This is a genomic window from Filimonas zeae (assembly GCF_014641615.1).
Taxonomy (GTDB): domain Bacteria; phylum Bacteroidota; class Bacteroidia; order Chitinophagales; family Chitinophagaceae; genus Filimonas; species Filimonas zeae.
Genome location: NZ_BMIB01000001.1, coordinates 1,134,641 through 1,152,202, shown reverse-complemented (window position 1 = coordinate 1,152,202; position 17,562 = coordinate 1,134,641). Strand labels below are relative to the sequence as shown.

The 17,562-nt window shown below is 45.0% G+C and carries 8 protein-coding genes; 3 read left to right on the top strand and 5 right to left on the bottom strand.

The window, feature by feature from the left end:
• Positions 1-26 precede the first annotated feature (26 nt).
• From IEY13_RS04670 to IEY13_RS04655, 4 genes are all read right to left on the bottom strand, one after another.
• Positions 27-10,787, bottom strand: coding sequence for an Ig-like domain-containing protein (locus IEY13_RS04670; RefSeq protein ID WP_188950781.1), 10,761 nt, complete (start codon positions 10,785-10,787; stop codon positions 27-29).
• Between the two features lie 199 nt (positions 10,788-10,986).
• The gene (locus tag IEY13_RS04665; protein WP_188950780.1) at positions 10,987-11,394 is read right to left on the bottom strand and encodes a hypothetical protein; all 408 of its coding nucleotides are present in this window, start codon (positions 11,392-11,394) and stop codon (positions 10,987-10,989) included.
• 79 nt (positions 11,395-11,473) lie between these two features.
• Positions 11,474-12,472: an aldo/keto reductase gene (locus IEY13_RS04660; RefSeq protein WP_188950779.1), complete on the bottom strand. Its 999-nt coding sequence runs from the start codon at positions 12,470-12,472 to the stop codon at positions 11,474-11,476.
• A gap of 103 nt (positions 12,473-12,575) precedes the next feature.
• The gene (locus tag IEY13_RS04655) at positions 12,576-13,733 is read right to left on the bottom strand and encodes a homogentisate 1,2-dioxygenase (protein WP_188950778.1); all 1,158 of its coding nucleotides are present in this window, start codon (positions 13,731-13,733) and stop codon (positions 12,576-12,578) included.
• Positions 13,734-13,920: 187 nt separating this feature from the next.
• On the opposite strand from IEY13_RS04655, the gene IEY13_RS04650 reads away from it, so the two are divergent.
• Complete coding sequence (locus tag IEY13_RS04650) at positions 13,921-14,328, top strand: NUDIX hydrolase (RefSeq protein ID WP_188950777.1); 408 nt, start codon at positions 13,921-13,923, stop codon at positions 14,326-14,328.
• Between the two features lies 1 nt (position 14,329).
• Complete coding sequence (locus IEY13_RS04645; protein WP_188950776.1) at positions 14,330-14,821, top strand: metallophosphoesterase family protein; 492 nt, start codon at positions 14,330-14,332, stop codon at positions 14,819-14,821.
• A gap of 194 nt (positions 14,822-15,015) precedes the next feature.
• Here IEY13_RS04645 and IEY13_RS04640 read toward each other — a convergent pair whose 3' ends face one another.
• A complete protein-coding gene (locus IEY13_RS04640; RefSeq protein ID WP_188950775.1) occupies positions 15,016-16,659 on the bottom strand; it encodes a M28 family metallopeptidase in 1,644 nt (547 codons plus the stop codon).
• A 137-nt stretch (positions 16,660-16,796) separates the two neighbouring features.
• On the opposite strand from IEY13_RS04640, the gene IEY13_RS04635 reads away from it, so the two are divergent.
• Positions 16,797-17,519 carry a hypothetical protein gene (locus IEY13_RS04635; protein ID WP_188950774.1) on the top strand — a complete coding sequence of 241 codons (723 nt, stop codon included), beginning with the start codon at positions 16,797-16,799 and terminating at the stop codon, positions 17,517-17,519.
• Positions 17,520-17,562 lie beyond the last annotated feature (43 nt).

Here is a 17,562-nt window from a genome sequence, read left to right as displayed (position 1 = left end):
TTGCCTTTGTGGCCTGAAAATAATCATTATCTCATCACTTCAACCCAACCAGCTATTGGTTTTTCCTTACCCGTTCCATCATTCAGATAAATGAGGTAGTAATAGGTGGCCGCCGGTACATAAGAACCGTTGTAACGGCCGTCCCACGCCTTGGTGTATCCTTTGCTCAGGAACAGTCTGGTACCCCATCTGTTATATATTTCCACACGGCTGTTCGGATACTTGCTCAGGCCCGGAATATTCCAGTTATCATTAAATCCATCACCATTTGGCGAGAAGCTGTTCGGTACCCTGAATTTCAGCACACTTACGTTTACTGAATCCACCGCACGACATCCATAGCTGTTTTCTGCAGCCAGCAGATAAGTAGTGTTTTCTGTTGGCGTAATCGTCGGCGTCAGAGAATTCATCGTTGGCAGTGCCAGTCCTGCAGGTGTACTCCATGCATATTTGGTATAGGTACCGGAGATATAACCATCCAGGCGTACACTATTTCCTTCATATACCGTTTTATCAGCACCTGCTTCCACACCCGGAATCGGATATACCTTAAAGGAAACGGATTTGGCATCCTTACAACCCTCTTCACTGGTATAGGTATAGTTAATTACATAAGTACCTGCCGCAATGGTTGGATTAAACAATCCGGCCTCATTTACACCCGCACCGCTGAATACCCCCTTACCTGCAATTCCGGTAGTTTCTGAAGCTACCAGGTTAAACGCTGGTACGCTCTGACAAACATCGGCTATCGACGGCATGGTTACCGCAGGGCTCTTCTTCACTACAAACTCAACACTATCCCTCACTGCACATCCGTTTCTGCTTACAGTAACGTAGTATTTAAGAATATCTCCTGTTACCGGCTTAATAGTCATCTGCTGGTCCAGAGAAGTGGCTCCCATACCCTGCCATACAAAGGTTGATAAAGGCAGGTTAGAGTATGCTTTCATCCATGCGGTTGAGTTTTCACAAGCAAGGCCGCTTGTTTCTACTGTTACCACAGGATATTTATGCACCTGAACCACAGAACCTGCTGCGTGAGACTTACAACCGTCTTTTACCACTACCAGGTTATAAGTACCCTGATACAGGTCTCTGGCATTTTTCAGTGTGAAAGAAGGCTGATCGTTTACGAAGCCGGACGGGCCGCTCCATATATAACTATCCGCTCCTATATCTGAAGAACCACTTATTACTATCTCCTGGCCTTCACATATACCAGCCGGGCTGGTAATAGTGGCAACAGGCAGCGGTTTCACTCTCTGTGTATAACGCGCAGGTACAGAACTACAACCTGCCTTAGCTACTGTCAGCTGGTAAATACCACCTGCATTGGCTGCCGCATTGGTTATTACAATGTTCTTATCAGTGCTTTGTTTGCCTGCTACATCAGTCCATTCGTAGCTTACATCTTTCAGGTCTGCACTGCCTGCTAACGTTAACGTTTCTTCAGCGCAAACGTCTTTACCGGTTATGGTGGCTACCGGCGTAGGCTTCACAGTCACTTTCACTGGCTGTACGTTAATACATCCGTCTGCAGTAAGTGAGTAACTGTAGGTAACAGCTACAGGTTCTGTGCTATTGTTCACCAGGGTTTCAGCAATATTACCAGTACCATTGGCAGCTGCATTGCTTATGCCGGTTACCGCAGCGCGGGTCCATGTAAACGCTGTTTTATCAGTTTCGCTCTTCACGGCATATCTGAATGGCTGGTCGCTACACAGATCAGCCGGAGCATCACTGGAAATTAACGGTGTCGGATTCACCCGGATGGTGAATGCTTTTTCCGGACCAGTACACCCCTGTGCCACAGGTGTTACGGTAATCAGTGCAGAATCAGCCGCAGTGCCCTTGTTAACCGCAGTAAAGGCTGCAATCACCTCACCATCTCCTTTCTCAGCCAAACCAACTTTGGCGTTGGTATTAACCCAGGTAAAGGTTGTTCCGGTTAACGAACTGGTTAAGTTCACCGCCTGTGTCTGAGCATTGTTACACAGTATCTGATTGTTAAGGGCGCCTATCTTAGCCACAGGCACCGTTAAGGCTGCCATAGTGGAAGTATCAGAAGGTGCACAACCACCTGTTACAATACATCTGAATAAATAGCCATTCATAGTTTCTGTTACAGCAGCAGCTGTATAGGTATTCTCAGAAGCTATGCCAGCTATATTCACAAATCCTTTTCCGTCTTTCTTATCAACCTGCCACAGATACCTTAAAGTACCATATCCGTCAGCAGCTACTGCAAACACTGCATCCTGCTTCTCACACACCAGCTTGTCTTCCGGATTACCGGTTACAGTCGGAGCGGCTCTTACAGAATTGATAACAATACCGGAAATATCCTCGCCACAAAGATTTCTGATAATACATCTGTAGCGGTAGCCATCCATGTCAAGCGTCATCTTAGGTATACTTAACTGAGAGCTGGTTTCACCCGGAATATCAGTCCACCATGATCCGTCTGCTTTATCTATCTGCCACTGATAAGTCAGATAGTCGCCTTTTGCTTCCACAGCATAAGCGGTTCCGCGCGTTTCACATATGCCTCCAATACCTCTCGGCTGCAGAGTAACCACTGGCTTATCGCGCATGTTTACATGCAGTGGTTTCCCTTCGTAAGGCTTGTTAGCACACTTATCCATATTACTTACTTTAATATAGTAAGTAGTATTTTCTGTCAGTATTTCGCTGGTATAGTTTTCACCTATAGCAACGCGCTGTTCCATTTTCTCATCCACAAACCATTCAAGCGAACCGCCGGTAATATTACTGTTTGCTGAAAGTGCTATGGTACCTCCACGGCATATCGTGGTATCAACCACACTAATGTCAGCATCAGTTGCATAATCATTCTTAGTAACCCTTACCACCGCACCTGCATTGGCCTGGTTGGCGCACAGTGTATTGCTGGCTACTGAAACGTAATAGTCTCTGTTAGCACGGATGGTATCGGTAGTATACGTTCTTCCTGTTGCAATCAACTGAGTCAGAGCCGCATCGCTGTACCAACGTATGGTATCGGTAGTGCTGGCTGTTCTGGCGGTAGCCGTAAGCACTGTTATATTACCATCACAAACAGAAACAGCTGGTGCATTCAGGTCTGCTGATACAGCGTATTTCTTCATTCTCACCATCACCTCTGCTGCCTCGCCTTCTTTGTTTGCACAAAGGGTATCGCTGGTAGTAGTAAGGTAATAGGTACTGTCTGCGCCAATGCCAGCAGTTTTATACATATCTCCTATACTTACAAGATGCGTAAGCGCTCTATCGCTGTACCATTGAATAACATTGCCATCAGTATTAGCAGACAGTAAAGCCTCTGAACCCTCGCATACAGCTACTCCTTCTGCATATATATTGGCTGCAACTGCATACTCCATCTTCTTAACCAGAACAGATGCGGTATTAGCTGAGTCATTTGCACAAAGCTCTGTACCGTAAGTAGTCAGATAATAAGTAGTATTCTCATTAATGACTGGTGTACGGTAAGTTGCACCAAACTGCACCTGTGTATTAAGGCTGGCATCGCTATACCATTTTATATTCTCTGCGCTGGCAGTAGCAGTTAAAAACGCAGTAGTTCCTTTACAAACCGATACGCCTGCTACATCAATATCATTTGCAGCCGCATATTCTTTCTTACGCACCGTAACCAACGCTCCGGTACTTGCTTTGTTTTCGCAAAGTGTATCGTTAGATGCAGTAACGTAAAACGTTGTATTTCTTTCAATATTACCAGTCACATACTTAGGCCCGGTTGCAATACTGGAAGTAAGTGAGCTGTCAGCATACCATTTAATGGTATTGCCTGCAGCAGATAAAGCCCTCAGTTCTACAGAAGATCCACGACAGGTAGCCGTATCTCTGAGAGATATTTCTGTTGCCAGCGCATACTCATTCACCTTCACAACAACATCTGCCCCTGCATTAGATTTATTGGCACACAGTGAATCTGTGGAAACTGACAGGTAGTAAGTCATGTCGCTTTCTATAGCGCCGGTAAAGTATTGCTTACCCCAACCAATAGAATCAGTCAGTGCTGCATTGCTGTACCACACGATAGAGGCACCCTCTTCAGATGATGCATTTAACCTTACGGTTGTACCGCGGCAGGCAGATGTATCAGTAACAGTAATATTGGCAGCAGTAGCATACTCACGCTTCACCACTTTTACTACTGCTCCGCTGTCTGCACGGTTGGCACATAAAGTGCTGCCTTTGGTGGTAATATAATAGAACCTGTGGCCGGTAATAGCATCGGTAGTAAAATCAGGTCCCTCACCTGCCAGATCTGTCAGTTGCGGGTTACGATACCATCTTATGGTATCACCATTACTGATTGCATGCAGCATAGTGGTGGTGCCAATACAAGCTATTCCATCCTCAGCCTCAATATCTAATGCAGTAGCGTATTCCTTCTTCAATATTGTTACCGCTTTGGCAGAACCGGTTTTGTTAGCACATAAATCTGTACTGGAAGTGGTAACATAGTATACCTTATTGGTATCTATAGTTGCAGACACCAGGGTAGGCCCTGTACCTGCATGCTGCTTCAACTCATAATCGTTGTACCAGTTTATAACAGAGCCACTGGCAGTAGCAGTCAGCAACACTGTAGAACCTTTACAGGCAGAAGTATCTGGTGAAGTAACGTCTGCAGCTGTTGCGTACTCGTTCATTTTCACCTTTACCACCAGGGCTTCTGTAGCCTGGTTGGCACATACTGTATCGTTAGAAACAGTCAGATAATATTCCTCGTTCTGCTGAAGAGAATTGATAGTAATAGAATCACCGGTAATAGCAGTACCTGACAGGTCACTAGCCTTATACCAACGGATAGTACCTACACTGCTGCTGGCTCCCAGATTTACAACCGTGCCACGACAGGCAGTTGCATCCGCAGAAGCAAGGTCTGCACGGGTAGCATATCTGTGGTGTTTTACCAGAGAAGCAACCGCATCATTAGCTTTATTTTCACACAAAGCAGCAGAAGAAACCGTTACATAATAGGCACTGTCTGCCTGTATACCTGCCGTGTTATAAGTGGAGCCTTCACCAACCTTAGTAGTCAGCGCTGCATCACTATACCATCTGATAGTATCCGCCGCACTCCGGGCGTGGAGTATAGCCACGGCACCATGGCAAACTGCTGTATCTGAAACCACTAAATCTTCAGGTAATGCATAACGCTTCATATCCACTTTTACCACCGCAGCGCTATCTATTTCGTTGGCACATAAAGTTGTGCTTGAAACAGTAACATAGAAAGTGGTATCCGCAGTGATAGGGAAGCTGGTGTAACTGGTACCTGAACCTATTTTATGACGTAAGAAACGGTCGCTATACCAACTCAGATCACCAACAACTGTGCTGCTGGCACTCAGATTGGCAATACTTCCCTCACAAACAGCTGCATCTGCAGCAGCAATATCTATCGGGTTAGCATATTCTTTTTTAACAACTGAAACTTCCAGTCCTTCATTAGGCTTGTTAGCACATAACTGATTACTGCTTATGGCTACATAGTAGGTAGCATCTGCATAAATAGGTGCTGTTTTGTACTGATCTCCTATGGCAAGTGTGTCTGTAAGGGTTGCATCTTTATACCATACAATCACTCCCGGGCCTGAAGAAGCAGAAGGTTCTGCTTTTAAATCCGCAGCAGAGCCCACACACACACTGTACGGAGGTGCAGTAATACTTCCAGCAACAGCATATTCTTTCTTTTTCACCTTTACAACCGCTGCAGAACCAACTCTGTTGGCACAAAAGTCTGCACCGGAAACGGTTACATAATAAGTACTGTCCCCTTCAATGGCCTGAGTTGTATAAGGCCCTGAGACTCCTGCTGCATGTTCCACCAACTTAATAAGTAAAGTGGAATCCGCATACCAGGTGATAGCACCCCCGGTGTTGGTGGTAGCCAGCAATGAAGCTATGCCACCCACACACACTGCTGTATCTTTTACAGCAAGATCATCTGGTCCTGCATAGGCACGGTTTTTAACATTTACCCTGGCTGCATAACCAGCTTTGTTCTGGCACAGGCTATCAGCAGTTATTGTAACATAATAGAATGTATCAGCACGTATTGCATCGGTAGTATAAGTAGGGCCCGTGGCTATTAAATTATTCAGTTGCTCATCGCTATACCATTTAATATCAGTACCCTTTGTGCTTTGCGCTCTCACCTGCACAGTTTCATCATAACAGGCAGAAGTATCAAACACCTGTAAATCACCAGCTATAGCATACCTGTTCATGGTAACCTTGGCAGTTCTTACTTCTGTTCCTTTATTGGCACATAAGGTAGCGCTGCTTACTGTTACATACAAGGTGGTGTCTGCATTAATTTCACTGAAATTAAACGTTGTTCCGGTAGTAAGGCTGTCTGCCAGATTAGCATCACTATACCATTTAATATCTCCTTTGGTACTGGTTGCTGTAAGTACCGCAGGCGCTCCCTGGCATACAGTAGCATCGGTAACAGTAATATCAGAAGCCAATGCATATGGTAATGCAGTTACAGTTACCTGTGCAGCATCTGCGGCTCTGTTCTCGCAATAATCTTTGCTCACTACTGTAACATAATACGTGGTATTTGCAGTAATAACATCAGTAGTATATTCCTTTCCTACATGCACCAGACCGGTAAGGTCAGGATTGGTATACCATTTAATACTATCTGCCTTGCTTACAGCAGAAAGCGTAGCTTTCGTATCTGTACAAATAGCCACTCCGGCTACTGTTACAGAGTCTGCAGTAGCATATTCTTTTGCTGTTATAGCAATTGCTTTGGCAGCAAAAGCCTTATTGGCACATAAATCAGTTTTTTCAACAGTTACATACACTGTATCATTTGCATTAACAGCACCTGTTGTATAGGTATTAGTAGCAGTAGCCACCGGTGTTTGCAGCTCTTTATCAGCGTACCACTTAAAGGTACCGCCTGAACCAATGGTAGTAGCTGGTCTCACCGTAAGTGCTACTGTGTTTCCTTTACATACACTGGTATCAGCTGCAAGAATATCCGCATCTGTAGCATACTCATTTTTAAGAACCGTAACAATAGCGCCAGTGTTTGATTTATTCTCACACAATGTATCGCCAGATACGGTCAGATAGTATTTTGTAGTATCCGCATAAATAGCGTCAGTTTGATAGCTGGTTCCTGTTGCTACTCTCTCAAGCAAAGTAGAATCCTTATACCATTTAATATCTCCTGAGGTAGTTGTGCTGGCGGTAAGTAAAGTGGTAGTGCCTTTACAAACTCTTGCATCGGCAACAGTTATGTAGCCTGCAATACCGTATGCCTTTTTGGTTACATCCACCCTTACGGCATTCACCGGCTTGTTCTCACACAATTTAGCACTCTGAACAGTAACATAAAAAACGCTATCACCTGTAACAGGTTTAACCAGATACTCTTTGTTAGTTTTAAGCTTAACAGTCAAAGCACTGTCTTTATACCACGAAACAGTATTAGCTACAGCTGTATTGGCAGTAAGCAATATACTGTCTCCATAACATACTGCTCCACCAGCAACCGTAACGTCTCTTGTTCCTGCGTTGTTCAATTTGGTAACTTTTACTTCAACGCCAGCCGGTGTAGCACAGGTAACTGCATTTTCAACAGTTACCACATAGGTTTTAGTTCCTGTAACAGCAGCGGTAGTATAGGTTGTGCCAGTTCTTAACGTATCGTTCAGGTTACCTTTAAGGTACCACTTTAACAATCCTCCGCTTAATGAAGTGCTTGCACTCAATGTGGCAATACCTCCTTCACACACAGATGTATCTTTTACCGATATACTGGTTGGGTCTGCATAATCTGTTTTCTTCACCAGCACTTCCGTTCCGGCACCCGAAGCATTTTTACAGTAATCCTGCCCTTCAATGGCAAGATAATACCAGGTATCTCCGGTAATAGCAGGTGTAGTATAAGTTCTTCCGGTATCAATCAGATTTGTAAGGGTTGCATCACTATACCATTTAATCGTATCTCTGGTACTGGCTGTTACAGACAGTTTTACTGTAGAACCTACGCAGGCAAAAGTATCGCTGATGGTAATATCCTCTTTGGCACCGTAAGGTTTTACTTTCACCATAGCAGAATCTCCGTTATTAGCCTGGTTGGCACAAACAGAATCGTTCTGTACGGTTATATAATACGTTTTGCTATCAGTAAGCACCGGTGTAGTATATGTTTTATTGGTAGCAACTATAGTAGTAAGCCCTTTGTCAGAATACCATTTATATATGGTGTTGTTACCCGGCTTTTCCGTAGCAGAAGAAGCAGTCAGCCTTACTCTGCCATCTGCACAGATAGTAGTATCCCGTACCACAACATCAGCAGCCAGTGCAAAACGCTTCATTTTAACAGTAACTTTTTTACCGTTAAAGGCAGTATTTGCACAATAGTCAGTATTGCTTACAGTTATATAATAAGTACTGTCCGCATTAACGGCTTTGGTATTCAGCGTTGCCCCGGTTGAAATTCTTATGGTTAAGGCAGAATCTCTGTACCAGGTAAAAGTAGGACCAGATATGGTAGTCCTGGCTCTCAACAATACAGAATCACCCTTACAAACAGTGCTGTCGTTTATAGTAATATTACCAGCAATAGCGCGGTTTCTTTCTGTAGCTTCTACCGGTTTGGGATCAGAAGTACATCCACCCGGAGCCGTGGCTATAATATAATACGTTCCTTTAGGCACCCTTTTAGGATTAGCTGGTTTGCTGCCTATTAACGGATCTATAAAGTACTCATATTGCCAGCCAGTTGCACCTCCGGTAATAACAGCAGCAGCAGTAAGGTCGGTAGAGTCACCCGGACAAACAGGAGCAGGATTGTTAGTTGTAAAATCCGGCTTCTTGCTTATTGTTACATAAACAGAATCAACGTTAGATAAGCAACCTGCCGCACTTCTGCCTTGCAGATAATACCAACCGGTTTTAGTAACTCTCCTCGGATTTAAAACAGTGTCACGCAGATACCTGTCCAGATAATAACGTAGCGTCATACCTGGAGTACTTTGTTTATTGGTAAGACTGTCTGCCGTAATATTTATAGATCCTGGTTCACACACCGGAGCAGGCGTTGCTGACACCACTAATTTAGGGTTGGGGTGTACGGTGATGGTGAAAGAACGGGGAATACCATCACAATCATTCGCTCTTGGTACTACGGAAATTCTTGCTACGATAGTAGCATTGGTATTGTTCACCGCAACAAATGAAGGAATGTTTCCACTACCTGATGCTGCAAGCCCTATCCTGGTATCGCTATTAGACCACTCAAAATAACTGTTGTTAACCGTGCTGGTAAATTTCAACTCACCTGTAGTTGCACCGTTACAAAACACCGTATCATTCGGCGGATATACAGTTGGCGCAATGGCATAGCTGGAGAAGTAACCATAACTACCACCTACCCCACTGGTACCATAAATAATACCGGCGTGAAACTTAATGTTCTGTGTATTGGTAATTAATGCCGCACTTCCGGCGGGATAATCTGTTAAACTCAACTGAACACGTGCATATTGCCATAAAGAATTACCCGGCAGATCGCGGAAGTCTGTGCTTTTGATAACAGTAGCACTGTTGTTAAAACGGAAACCACTGGCTATAGCATTAGCAGCATTTACTTTGGGTGCCACCAATATCAGAAAGGTTTCATAGTTACCCGGACGAACAATACCTACTTTTTTAGATCCGATACAGGATCCCAATGGAGGTAATACCGCATAACTCAACTCACAACCGATACCTGTCATGTGCATTACAGCAATAGGATTGTCCGATTTAATGTAAACAGCAGCGTTGGTATTGCTTGCGTAGGCAAATTCGTAGGTTTCACCAGGCCCTAAATTAAGAGTCTGAGTAGTGCCGTTAGCCCTTGTAATAACAACCCGGGTGTTGGCAAAATCTTTCGTTGCCATAATACTGGCCCGGTCATTCTGAGAAAAGTAACCGGCAACACTGGCATACTCGGTACCAAATATAGTTACAGGAACCAACTGGTCACCACTCGCGTCACTACATCCCTCAACAGCCACAAAGTCATCAACCATGGTAACTGCCACCTGCTTATCAGACATAACGGTAGAGCCCCCAAGATGGGCGCTCGCATTCTGTCCCGTGGCGCGGCACGAAAAAGTCTGTCCTTTATTAAGTGTTATGGTAAATGGTCCATCACTTGCTCTTTTATATACCGAAGTACCGTCCGATGCAATAATATCATTGGTAAGTGTAATGGTAACCACCGTATTATCTTCTGTGGCAACAATATCAAACGAGTTATAAGCCCTTCGTGTACCATCACCCGTATTATTATTATAGGTTTTCTGGCCAGGTACATAAAAAGCAGTACCCAGAGCATTCACGCCTTTTAATGCATAAATCTCCGGGTTCCGGTTAGAGGCTTCATCAAAATAAGCAGTAACTAACTGATCTGATTCAATTTTGATACCTCTGTTCAACACCCTCCCGTGTGGCATGTTCTCCAGCAGTTCTTTGAACTTAGTAACGTTAATAGATTTAACGCCACCAGCCGGTACCAGCACAGTGGTATCCAGCACAGATCGGTCAGCAGGCAGATAAATTCGTACCGTTGCTGCCACATCTACAGGCATAATCCGGAATAAAATAGGGGTATCTCTGCCTACGCCGCCAATTACGTGGGGCATAGCAAACCAGAACGCGGTGTCTGTTTGAGCCTTGCCTTTATTAAGGAAGGATAAGACAATAAGCAATACTGCTACTACTTTTGTTCTCATTGGTTTTTTCAAGGATTTCGTAGTAAGGGGAAATATTATATGTCGGGTCGAAGATAGAAGCGGGAAGCAGTAAAAGCAAATAAAATGTGAAATATATTTTTATTCAAATAAATATATATACGTAAATAAAAAAAGGATATAAGCCATTGACACTGTTCGTCTCAAGGCTTATATCCTGAGTGCAATTTAGAATGGATTTTCAGACTAATACATCCCTTGTTAAAGGGATCTTGGTCATCTGCAGGTAGTGGTTCTGCAGCTGGTGAATGTAGTGTACATCGGGCTGAATACGGCGGTCCTCACGGTACCAGATTTCCAGCTGGGCAAACTGGTCCGGAGCCGGAATCCACAGGCGGAAAGCCCCCTTTTTGTACTTAACAGATCCGTCTGTCTGTAGTTCTTTGGTAAAATTCAGCCAATGCAGGCTTTCATCGGTAAGGGAAATAGGGTGAATGTGCTCACGGTCGTACCAGAATTCCTGCACATCCGTTTCCACGCCCACCAGTTTACTTTCATTGTCAACACCGGTAACCTCACCCATTCTCCGTTGTCCTTCATATTCGGCAATCACAAAATCGCCGGGTTTCATTTCATTGAACTTGATCATACAGCAATTTTTTTATGTTCAGTAATATACTGAAATAAATGCAATCATCCTGCCATATGCTCCCCGGCAATTCCTCCGCTTAAGGTTGTACCAGTTCCAGCTTTGCCAGCTGGTCGTTTATAAACATAATCTCCTCCGGTTTCAGCTGCACTTCTGCAGCACGGGCATTCTGTATAGCCTGCTCTGCATTGCGGGCGCCTACCAGCGCCACCGTAATACCCGGCTGCTGTATGGTCCAGGCAATTACCAGCTGGGCCAGTGTAGCGCCTTTGGTTTCGGCAAGCGGGCGAATCTTAGCCAGAAAAGCATTAATGCGGGTAATATTTTCGTCAGTGTAAAAGCGGTTGCCAGAACGGGTATCGCCTTCGTTAAAGGAATAGCCCGGCTTAATTTTACCGCTCAGCAAACCTCTTTGTAAGGGGCTATACGCAATAATAGATTTGTTATGCTCCCGGCAGTAAGGCACCAGCTCTTTTTCAATATCTCTTAATACCATGCTGTAAGGCACCTGATTCGCAGCCAGCGATACCACTTTCTCCGCCGTTTTCATCTGATCGGCCGTGTAATTACATACTCCACCAGCTTTTATCTTACCCTGCTCCTGTAAAAGCTGTATGGCTTCCATTGTTTCTTCTATAGGTGTGGTATTATCTGCCCAGTGTATCTGAAACAAATCAATATAGTCTGTACCCAAACGGCGCAGGCAGTTTTCGCATTCTTCTATCACACTCTCCTTACCAGCATAACGGTACATATCAATGGGCTTGCCGTCATTATCTGTACTGTTAAAAAAGAACTCCCCTTTTTTAAGGTCCCAGCGCAAGCCGTATTTGGTAAGAATCTGCACTTTATCGCGCTGAATCTGTTGCAGAGCCTCCCCTATTATTTCTTCACTCAGCCCCTGCCCGTAAGCCGGCGCCGTATCAATAGAGGTAACACCATTGTCCCAGGAAGCTCTGATAGCGTCCAGCGCGTCCTTACGGTCTGCTCCGCCCCACATCCAGCCTCCAATGGCCCATGCCCCAAACGTAATGGCCGACACCTTTACTTCAGAAGTTCCTAATACTCTGTATTCCATAACTATTGATTGTAATAAATAAGTGCTTGAATGGCCGCAATAAACAAAATATCCTGCATACTTCCAATATGCAGGATATCCGTTTATCTTATAAACCCATGAATTACTCTGCCCAACTCATGGTATAGCCGCTGTTTTCTATAGCCAACGCCTCTTCCGTAAGCTGTAATGGATGAAAGGTATCTATCATCACCGCCAGTTCGCGGGTTTCCTTAGCACCAATACTTTTTTCTACCGTACCCGGATGTGGCCCGTGTGGAATGCCCCCCGGATGCAGCGTTATCATACCCCGGGTTACATGCTTTCTGCTCATGAAATCGCCATCTACATAATACAGCACTTCATCGCTATCAATATTGCTGTGGTTGTACGGCGCGGGTATCGACTGCGGATGGTAATCGTACAACCGCGGCACAAAACTGCATATCACAAAGTTATGGGCTTCAAAAGTCTGATGCACCGGCGGTGGCTGATGTACCCGGCCTGTAATTGGTTCAAAATCATGAATACTGAATGCGAAAGGGTAGCAGCATCCATCCCAGCCTATTACATCAAAAGGGTGGTACCCATAATGAATATGGTACATTCTACCTTTCTTTTTGGTGCGGATAACAAAGTCGCCTTTCTCATCTGTTGTTAATAAATGCTGTGGCGCACGTATATCCCGCTCGCAGTAAGGCGAATGCTCCAGCAGTTGACCGTGCTTACTCATATATCGGCTGGGAAAACGTATAGGGCTAAAGCTTTCCACAATCAGCAGCCGGTTATTGCTGTTCTCAAACTCCAGCTGGTAAATAGTACCACGGGGTATTACCAGGTAATCGCCATATGCAAACGGAATAACCCCATACTGGGTAAGCAGGCGGCCGCTGCCCTCGTGTATAAACAGCATTTCATCGGCATCTGCATTTTTATAAAAATATCCGGTCATACTTTCGGTAGGTGCAGCCAGTACTACATGGCAGTCGTTGTTTACCAATACCGGCACCCGGCTTTTTATAAAATCAGCCCCGGGTTTTACCTTAAACCCTTCAAAACTGCGGTGCTTCAACATTTTCTCTTCTGCAATCCGCGGCATCACATCGTAAGGCTCTTCTGTTTGTATAATGGCAGTAGGCGGATGGCAGTGATACAACAGAGAATAATCGCTGCTAAACCCTTCTGTACTGAATAATTGCTCGGAATATAAAGAGCCGTCGGGGCGGCGGAACTGGGTATGACGTTTATGCGGGATATTACCCAGCTTATGATAATAAGGCATAGCAATAGCTTATAAGAATGAATTAAAATAATCGGAATAAGGGCAGGAAGTATCAGTATCTGGAAATAGTAAGGGTAGCCAACAGAAATACGTATTTCCATCTGCGCTTGTCAATCCAGTAGGTAAAATTCCGGTAGAAAGGCATAAACTTGCAATCGTTCTACTAAGATACAATTTTTGGTTTACTATGAACAAGGTCATTCACTGTGCAGGATTAATTGTGGTAAAAGAAAGAAAACTGCTGCTGGCCTTCAGCAACAACAAACAGGCCTGGTACCTGCCCGGCGGTAAAATAGATGCAGGCGAAACACCCCTCATGGGCCTGCGGCGCGAAATTCAGGAAGAGTTGAACCTGCAACTGCCGGAAGAAAGCCTCTCCTGGTACTATCATATTACCGCACCAGCTTTTGGAGAAGATAATATTACCATGCAGCAGCATTGCTTTATGCATCAGCTTACCCAACAGCCGCAGCCCGCTGCGGAAATTGGTGGGGTACAGTATTTTTCGCAGGAAGAATATCAGCTGCAACCGCATCAGGTAACCGGAGTGCTGATGGCTTTTGAAAAACTACGACAAGACAACCTGGTAGATTAATATGACACGGATAGGACTGATATCAGACACGCACAACTTTTTAGACGAAGCCGTATTCCGCCACTTTGCGCAGTGTGACGAAATATGGCATGGCGGCGATTTTGGAACAGCAGCTATTGCGGAGGCACTGCAGACTTTTAAGCCTCTAAGAGGGGTATATGGCAATATAGACGGCCCCGACATACGCCACCACTTTCCTGAAACACTGGCCTTCCAATGCGAGGGGGTAAAAGTGCTGATGCAGCATATTGGTGGTTACCCCGGTAAATACGAAAAAGGAGTAAAAGACAAGATTATGAAGGAAGAAGCAGGCATCTTCATCAGCGGGCATTCTCATATACTGAAGGTGATGTACGATCAAAAGTTGCAATGCTTGCATCTGAACCCCGGTGCAGCCGGAAAACAGGGCTGGCATAAAGTACGTACGCTTATACGTTTTGTTATTGATGGCAAAGAAATCAAAAACTGCGAAGTAATAGAGTTGGAAGGCTGAAACCAACAGGTACTGTAAACTTTTCTGGTTGTACGGAAAAGTTTACAGTCCTTTTTGGCCCTTAAGTGTTTAGGGGAAAGGTACTGGGTTGTAAGTGCAAATAAAGGTCATTTCTACACGCAAGACAATCCGTGAAAACACGGTAATTTAAGGGGGCCTTACCCCGGTTTACCACTATATTATTGTTCAAACTTCTATTTCTCACGGATGGCTTTAAACTCAGATCCCGGTTTCCACTCAGGAAAAGTGTTTTCTGTACTCAGCCGATGCCCTATCTGAAACAGCAGCCGCGCATCTTCTACCATGCCGCTAAAATCCCAACTGTCAGAATATTCATCTTTGGGCGAGTGGTATCGTACATGATTGTACTCCTCTCCCTGCGCTTTACCCCAACCCGGTTCATGATTTACTGATTCTATTCCATTCTCTATATACAGTGAAGGAATACCCACTTTGGCAAAATTGAAATGATCTGAGCGGAAATACCAGCCGCCTGAAGGATCCGGTTCTCCATGCACCGTCCGGTGCTGCCTGCCCGCTGCCTCCACTGCATATTCATCCAGTTCAGACTGGCCATAGCCCACCACACCAATATCTTTCATCCGGCCAAAAGGTTGAAGTACATCCATGTTTATATTGGCTACTGTTTTAGCCACCGGATAAACCGGATGGGTGGTGTAATACTCCGATCCCAGCAGGCCCTGCTCCTCACCCGTTACCGAAATAAACAACACAGAACGGGAAGGTGGTTTGGCTTTGGAAAACGCCGCAGCTATCTCCAGTAAAGCCGCTGTACCGGTGGCATTATCTACCGCACCATTATAAATAGAATCTCCGTTAATCGCCTCCCCTTTTCCAAAATGATCCCAATGGGCAGAATAAATAATATATTCATCCTTGCGGTCTGTGCCTGGCAACAACGCCAGCACGTTATGAGAAGTGGATTTTTTCAGTTGATTGTTAATTACCAGTGAGGTGGTTACGCCCAGGTCTACCGGTTTAAACCCTTTTTTCCCGGCCTGTTTCAGCAAATCCGGCGATACGCCCGCCAACTGAAACAACCTGGTGGCAGATTCAGTGCTCATCCAGCCTTCCATTACTGCCCGCGACAGATTGTTATCTGCCGTTTGCAGGTAAAGCCTGGATTTAGACCAGCTGCTGCGCACTACCGTCCACGGGTAACTGGCCGGTTTGGTGTCGTGAATAATAATAACGCCGGTAGCCCCCTGTCGCGCTGCCTCTTCAAACTTATACGTCCAACGGCCGTAATACGTCATGGTGCGGCCTTTAAACAGCGTACTATCTGTAAAACCCGGATCATTTACCAGCACCAGTACTGTTTTTCCTTTCACATCCAGGCCTGCATAATCGTTCCAGCCATACTCCGGTGCCACAATGCCATATCCGGCAAACACAATAGGCGAATTTTCTACTTTTACCAGATCCTGCACGCGCCGCGTAGCCGCCACATACTCATCCAGGTATTTCAGCGATAAAGAACCACTTTTGCCTTTTATTACCAGATCGCCCGCCGGTACAGAGCGTATTTCCACCATCGGCACCTCCTGCACATAACTGCTGCCATTACCGGGTTGCAGCCCCAGTTGTTTAAACTGCGTAGACAAATAGTCAATAGTCAGCTCCTCTCCTTTGGTAAAAGGTTTTCGGCCCTCAAACGAATCGGAAGCAAGCATTTTAATATGCCTGGCAAAACTGCTGTCGTTAATAGCCAGTGCTGCTGTAGAATCCTCCACTCCGCCCGGGGTATCTCCTCCGCCGGAATTACAGGCGCCAAGTAACAATAACGCGCCCCAGGCCATAGTCCTCTGTAGTACCATAGAAAAATCAGTTTTAGTTACACTCATGAATTACATCTTATTGTAAAAGATCGGTGTTTTCAGGCGTTCCTCAAAAATCCCCCTTGTTTTAATGGGCTTTCCTTAATTTTGCAGCAATCAATCGTAAACCTTTTATCATGAAAAAGTACCTGCTGCTCTGTGTAATGGCTGTAATAACCGCACTTACCTCGTGTCAGAAAGAAACTTCAATAGATACCTATAACCCCAACGAAACCGGCAACAACGGCGGTAGTAATGGTGGCGGAAATGGTAACGGTAATGGCTCCGGCACCGATACCACCAAACCAGGCAACCCTGGTAATACTTCTTCTTTAATTGGTACATGGATCTTTACCGGAATGCAGGCTAAGCTGGTATCTGATATGACAATGTCTGTTCAGGGCATGGGAACCCGCTCTGTTACTACTACAGAATATACCACTACCGATAACAGCGGCACCATTACATTTACCACAGACAAGGCTACTACAAAAGATATTGTATACAGCGTAAGTACCACCTCAAAAGCAAAGATTTATGTAACAGGTATGGAAACACAGGATTACAGCTTTCCGTTTGCCTATACCGCATCTGCCAGCAGTGGCTCTAACAATTACAGAACGGTAAACTCAGATTCTTTGTATTTTCCCGGCGGTGGCCTGGTAAGTGTTGATGTACCTAATAACACGGGCCAGAATGGAACCTACCCTACTCAGGCTGCCGGTTATAAGTATAAAATTACCGGTAACACACTTACCCTTTCATTAAACACGAACATAAAGCCTGATATGCCACCAATGGAAGGCGTTACTTATAATGGTAATAACCATGTAAACATTGTTATGTCGTTCAAAAAATAGCCATAAACAAATAAAATAAAAAAGGCTGCCCATATCCGGCAGC

Bases quoted from the DNA above. Each gene is read 5' to 3' on its own strand.
- IEY13_RS04670 (WP_188950781.1), bottom strand. From the start codon at position 10,787: ATGAGAACAAAAGTAGTAGCAGTATTGCTTATTGTCTTATCCTTCCTT.
- IEY13_RS04665 (WP_188950780.1), bottom strand. From the start codon at position 11,394: ATGATCAAGTTCAATGAAATGAAACCCGGCGATTTTGTGATTGCCGAA.
- IEY13_RS04660 (WP_188950779.1), bottom strand. From the start codon at position 12,472: ATGGAATACAGAGTATTAGGAACTTCTGAAGTAAAGGTGTCGGCCATT.
- IEY13_RS04655 (WP_188950778.1), bottom strand. From the start codon at position 13,733: ATGCCTTATTATCATAAGCTGGGTAATATCCCGCATAAACGTCATACC.
- IEY13_RS04650 (WP_188950777.1), top strand. From the start codon at position 13,921: ATGAACAAGGTCATTCACTGTGCAGGATTAATTGTGGTAAAAGAAAGA.
- IEY13_RS04645 (WP_188950776.1), top strand. From the start codon at position 14,330: ATGACACGGATAGGACTGATATCAGACACGCACAACTTTTTAGACGAA.
- IEY13_RS04640 (WP_188950775.1), bottom strand. From the start codon at position 16,659: ATGGTACTACAGAGGACTATGGCCTGGGGCGCGTTATTGTTACTTGGC.
- IEY13_RS04635 (WP_188950774.1), top strand. From the start codon at position 16,797: ATGAAAAAGTACCTGCTGCTCTGTGTAATGGCTGTAATAACCGCACTT.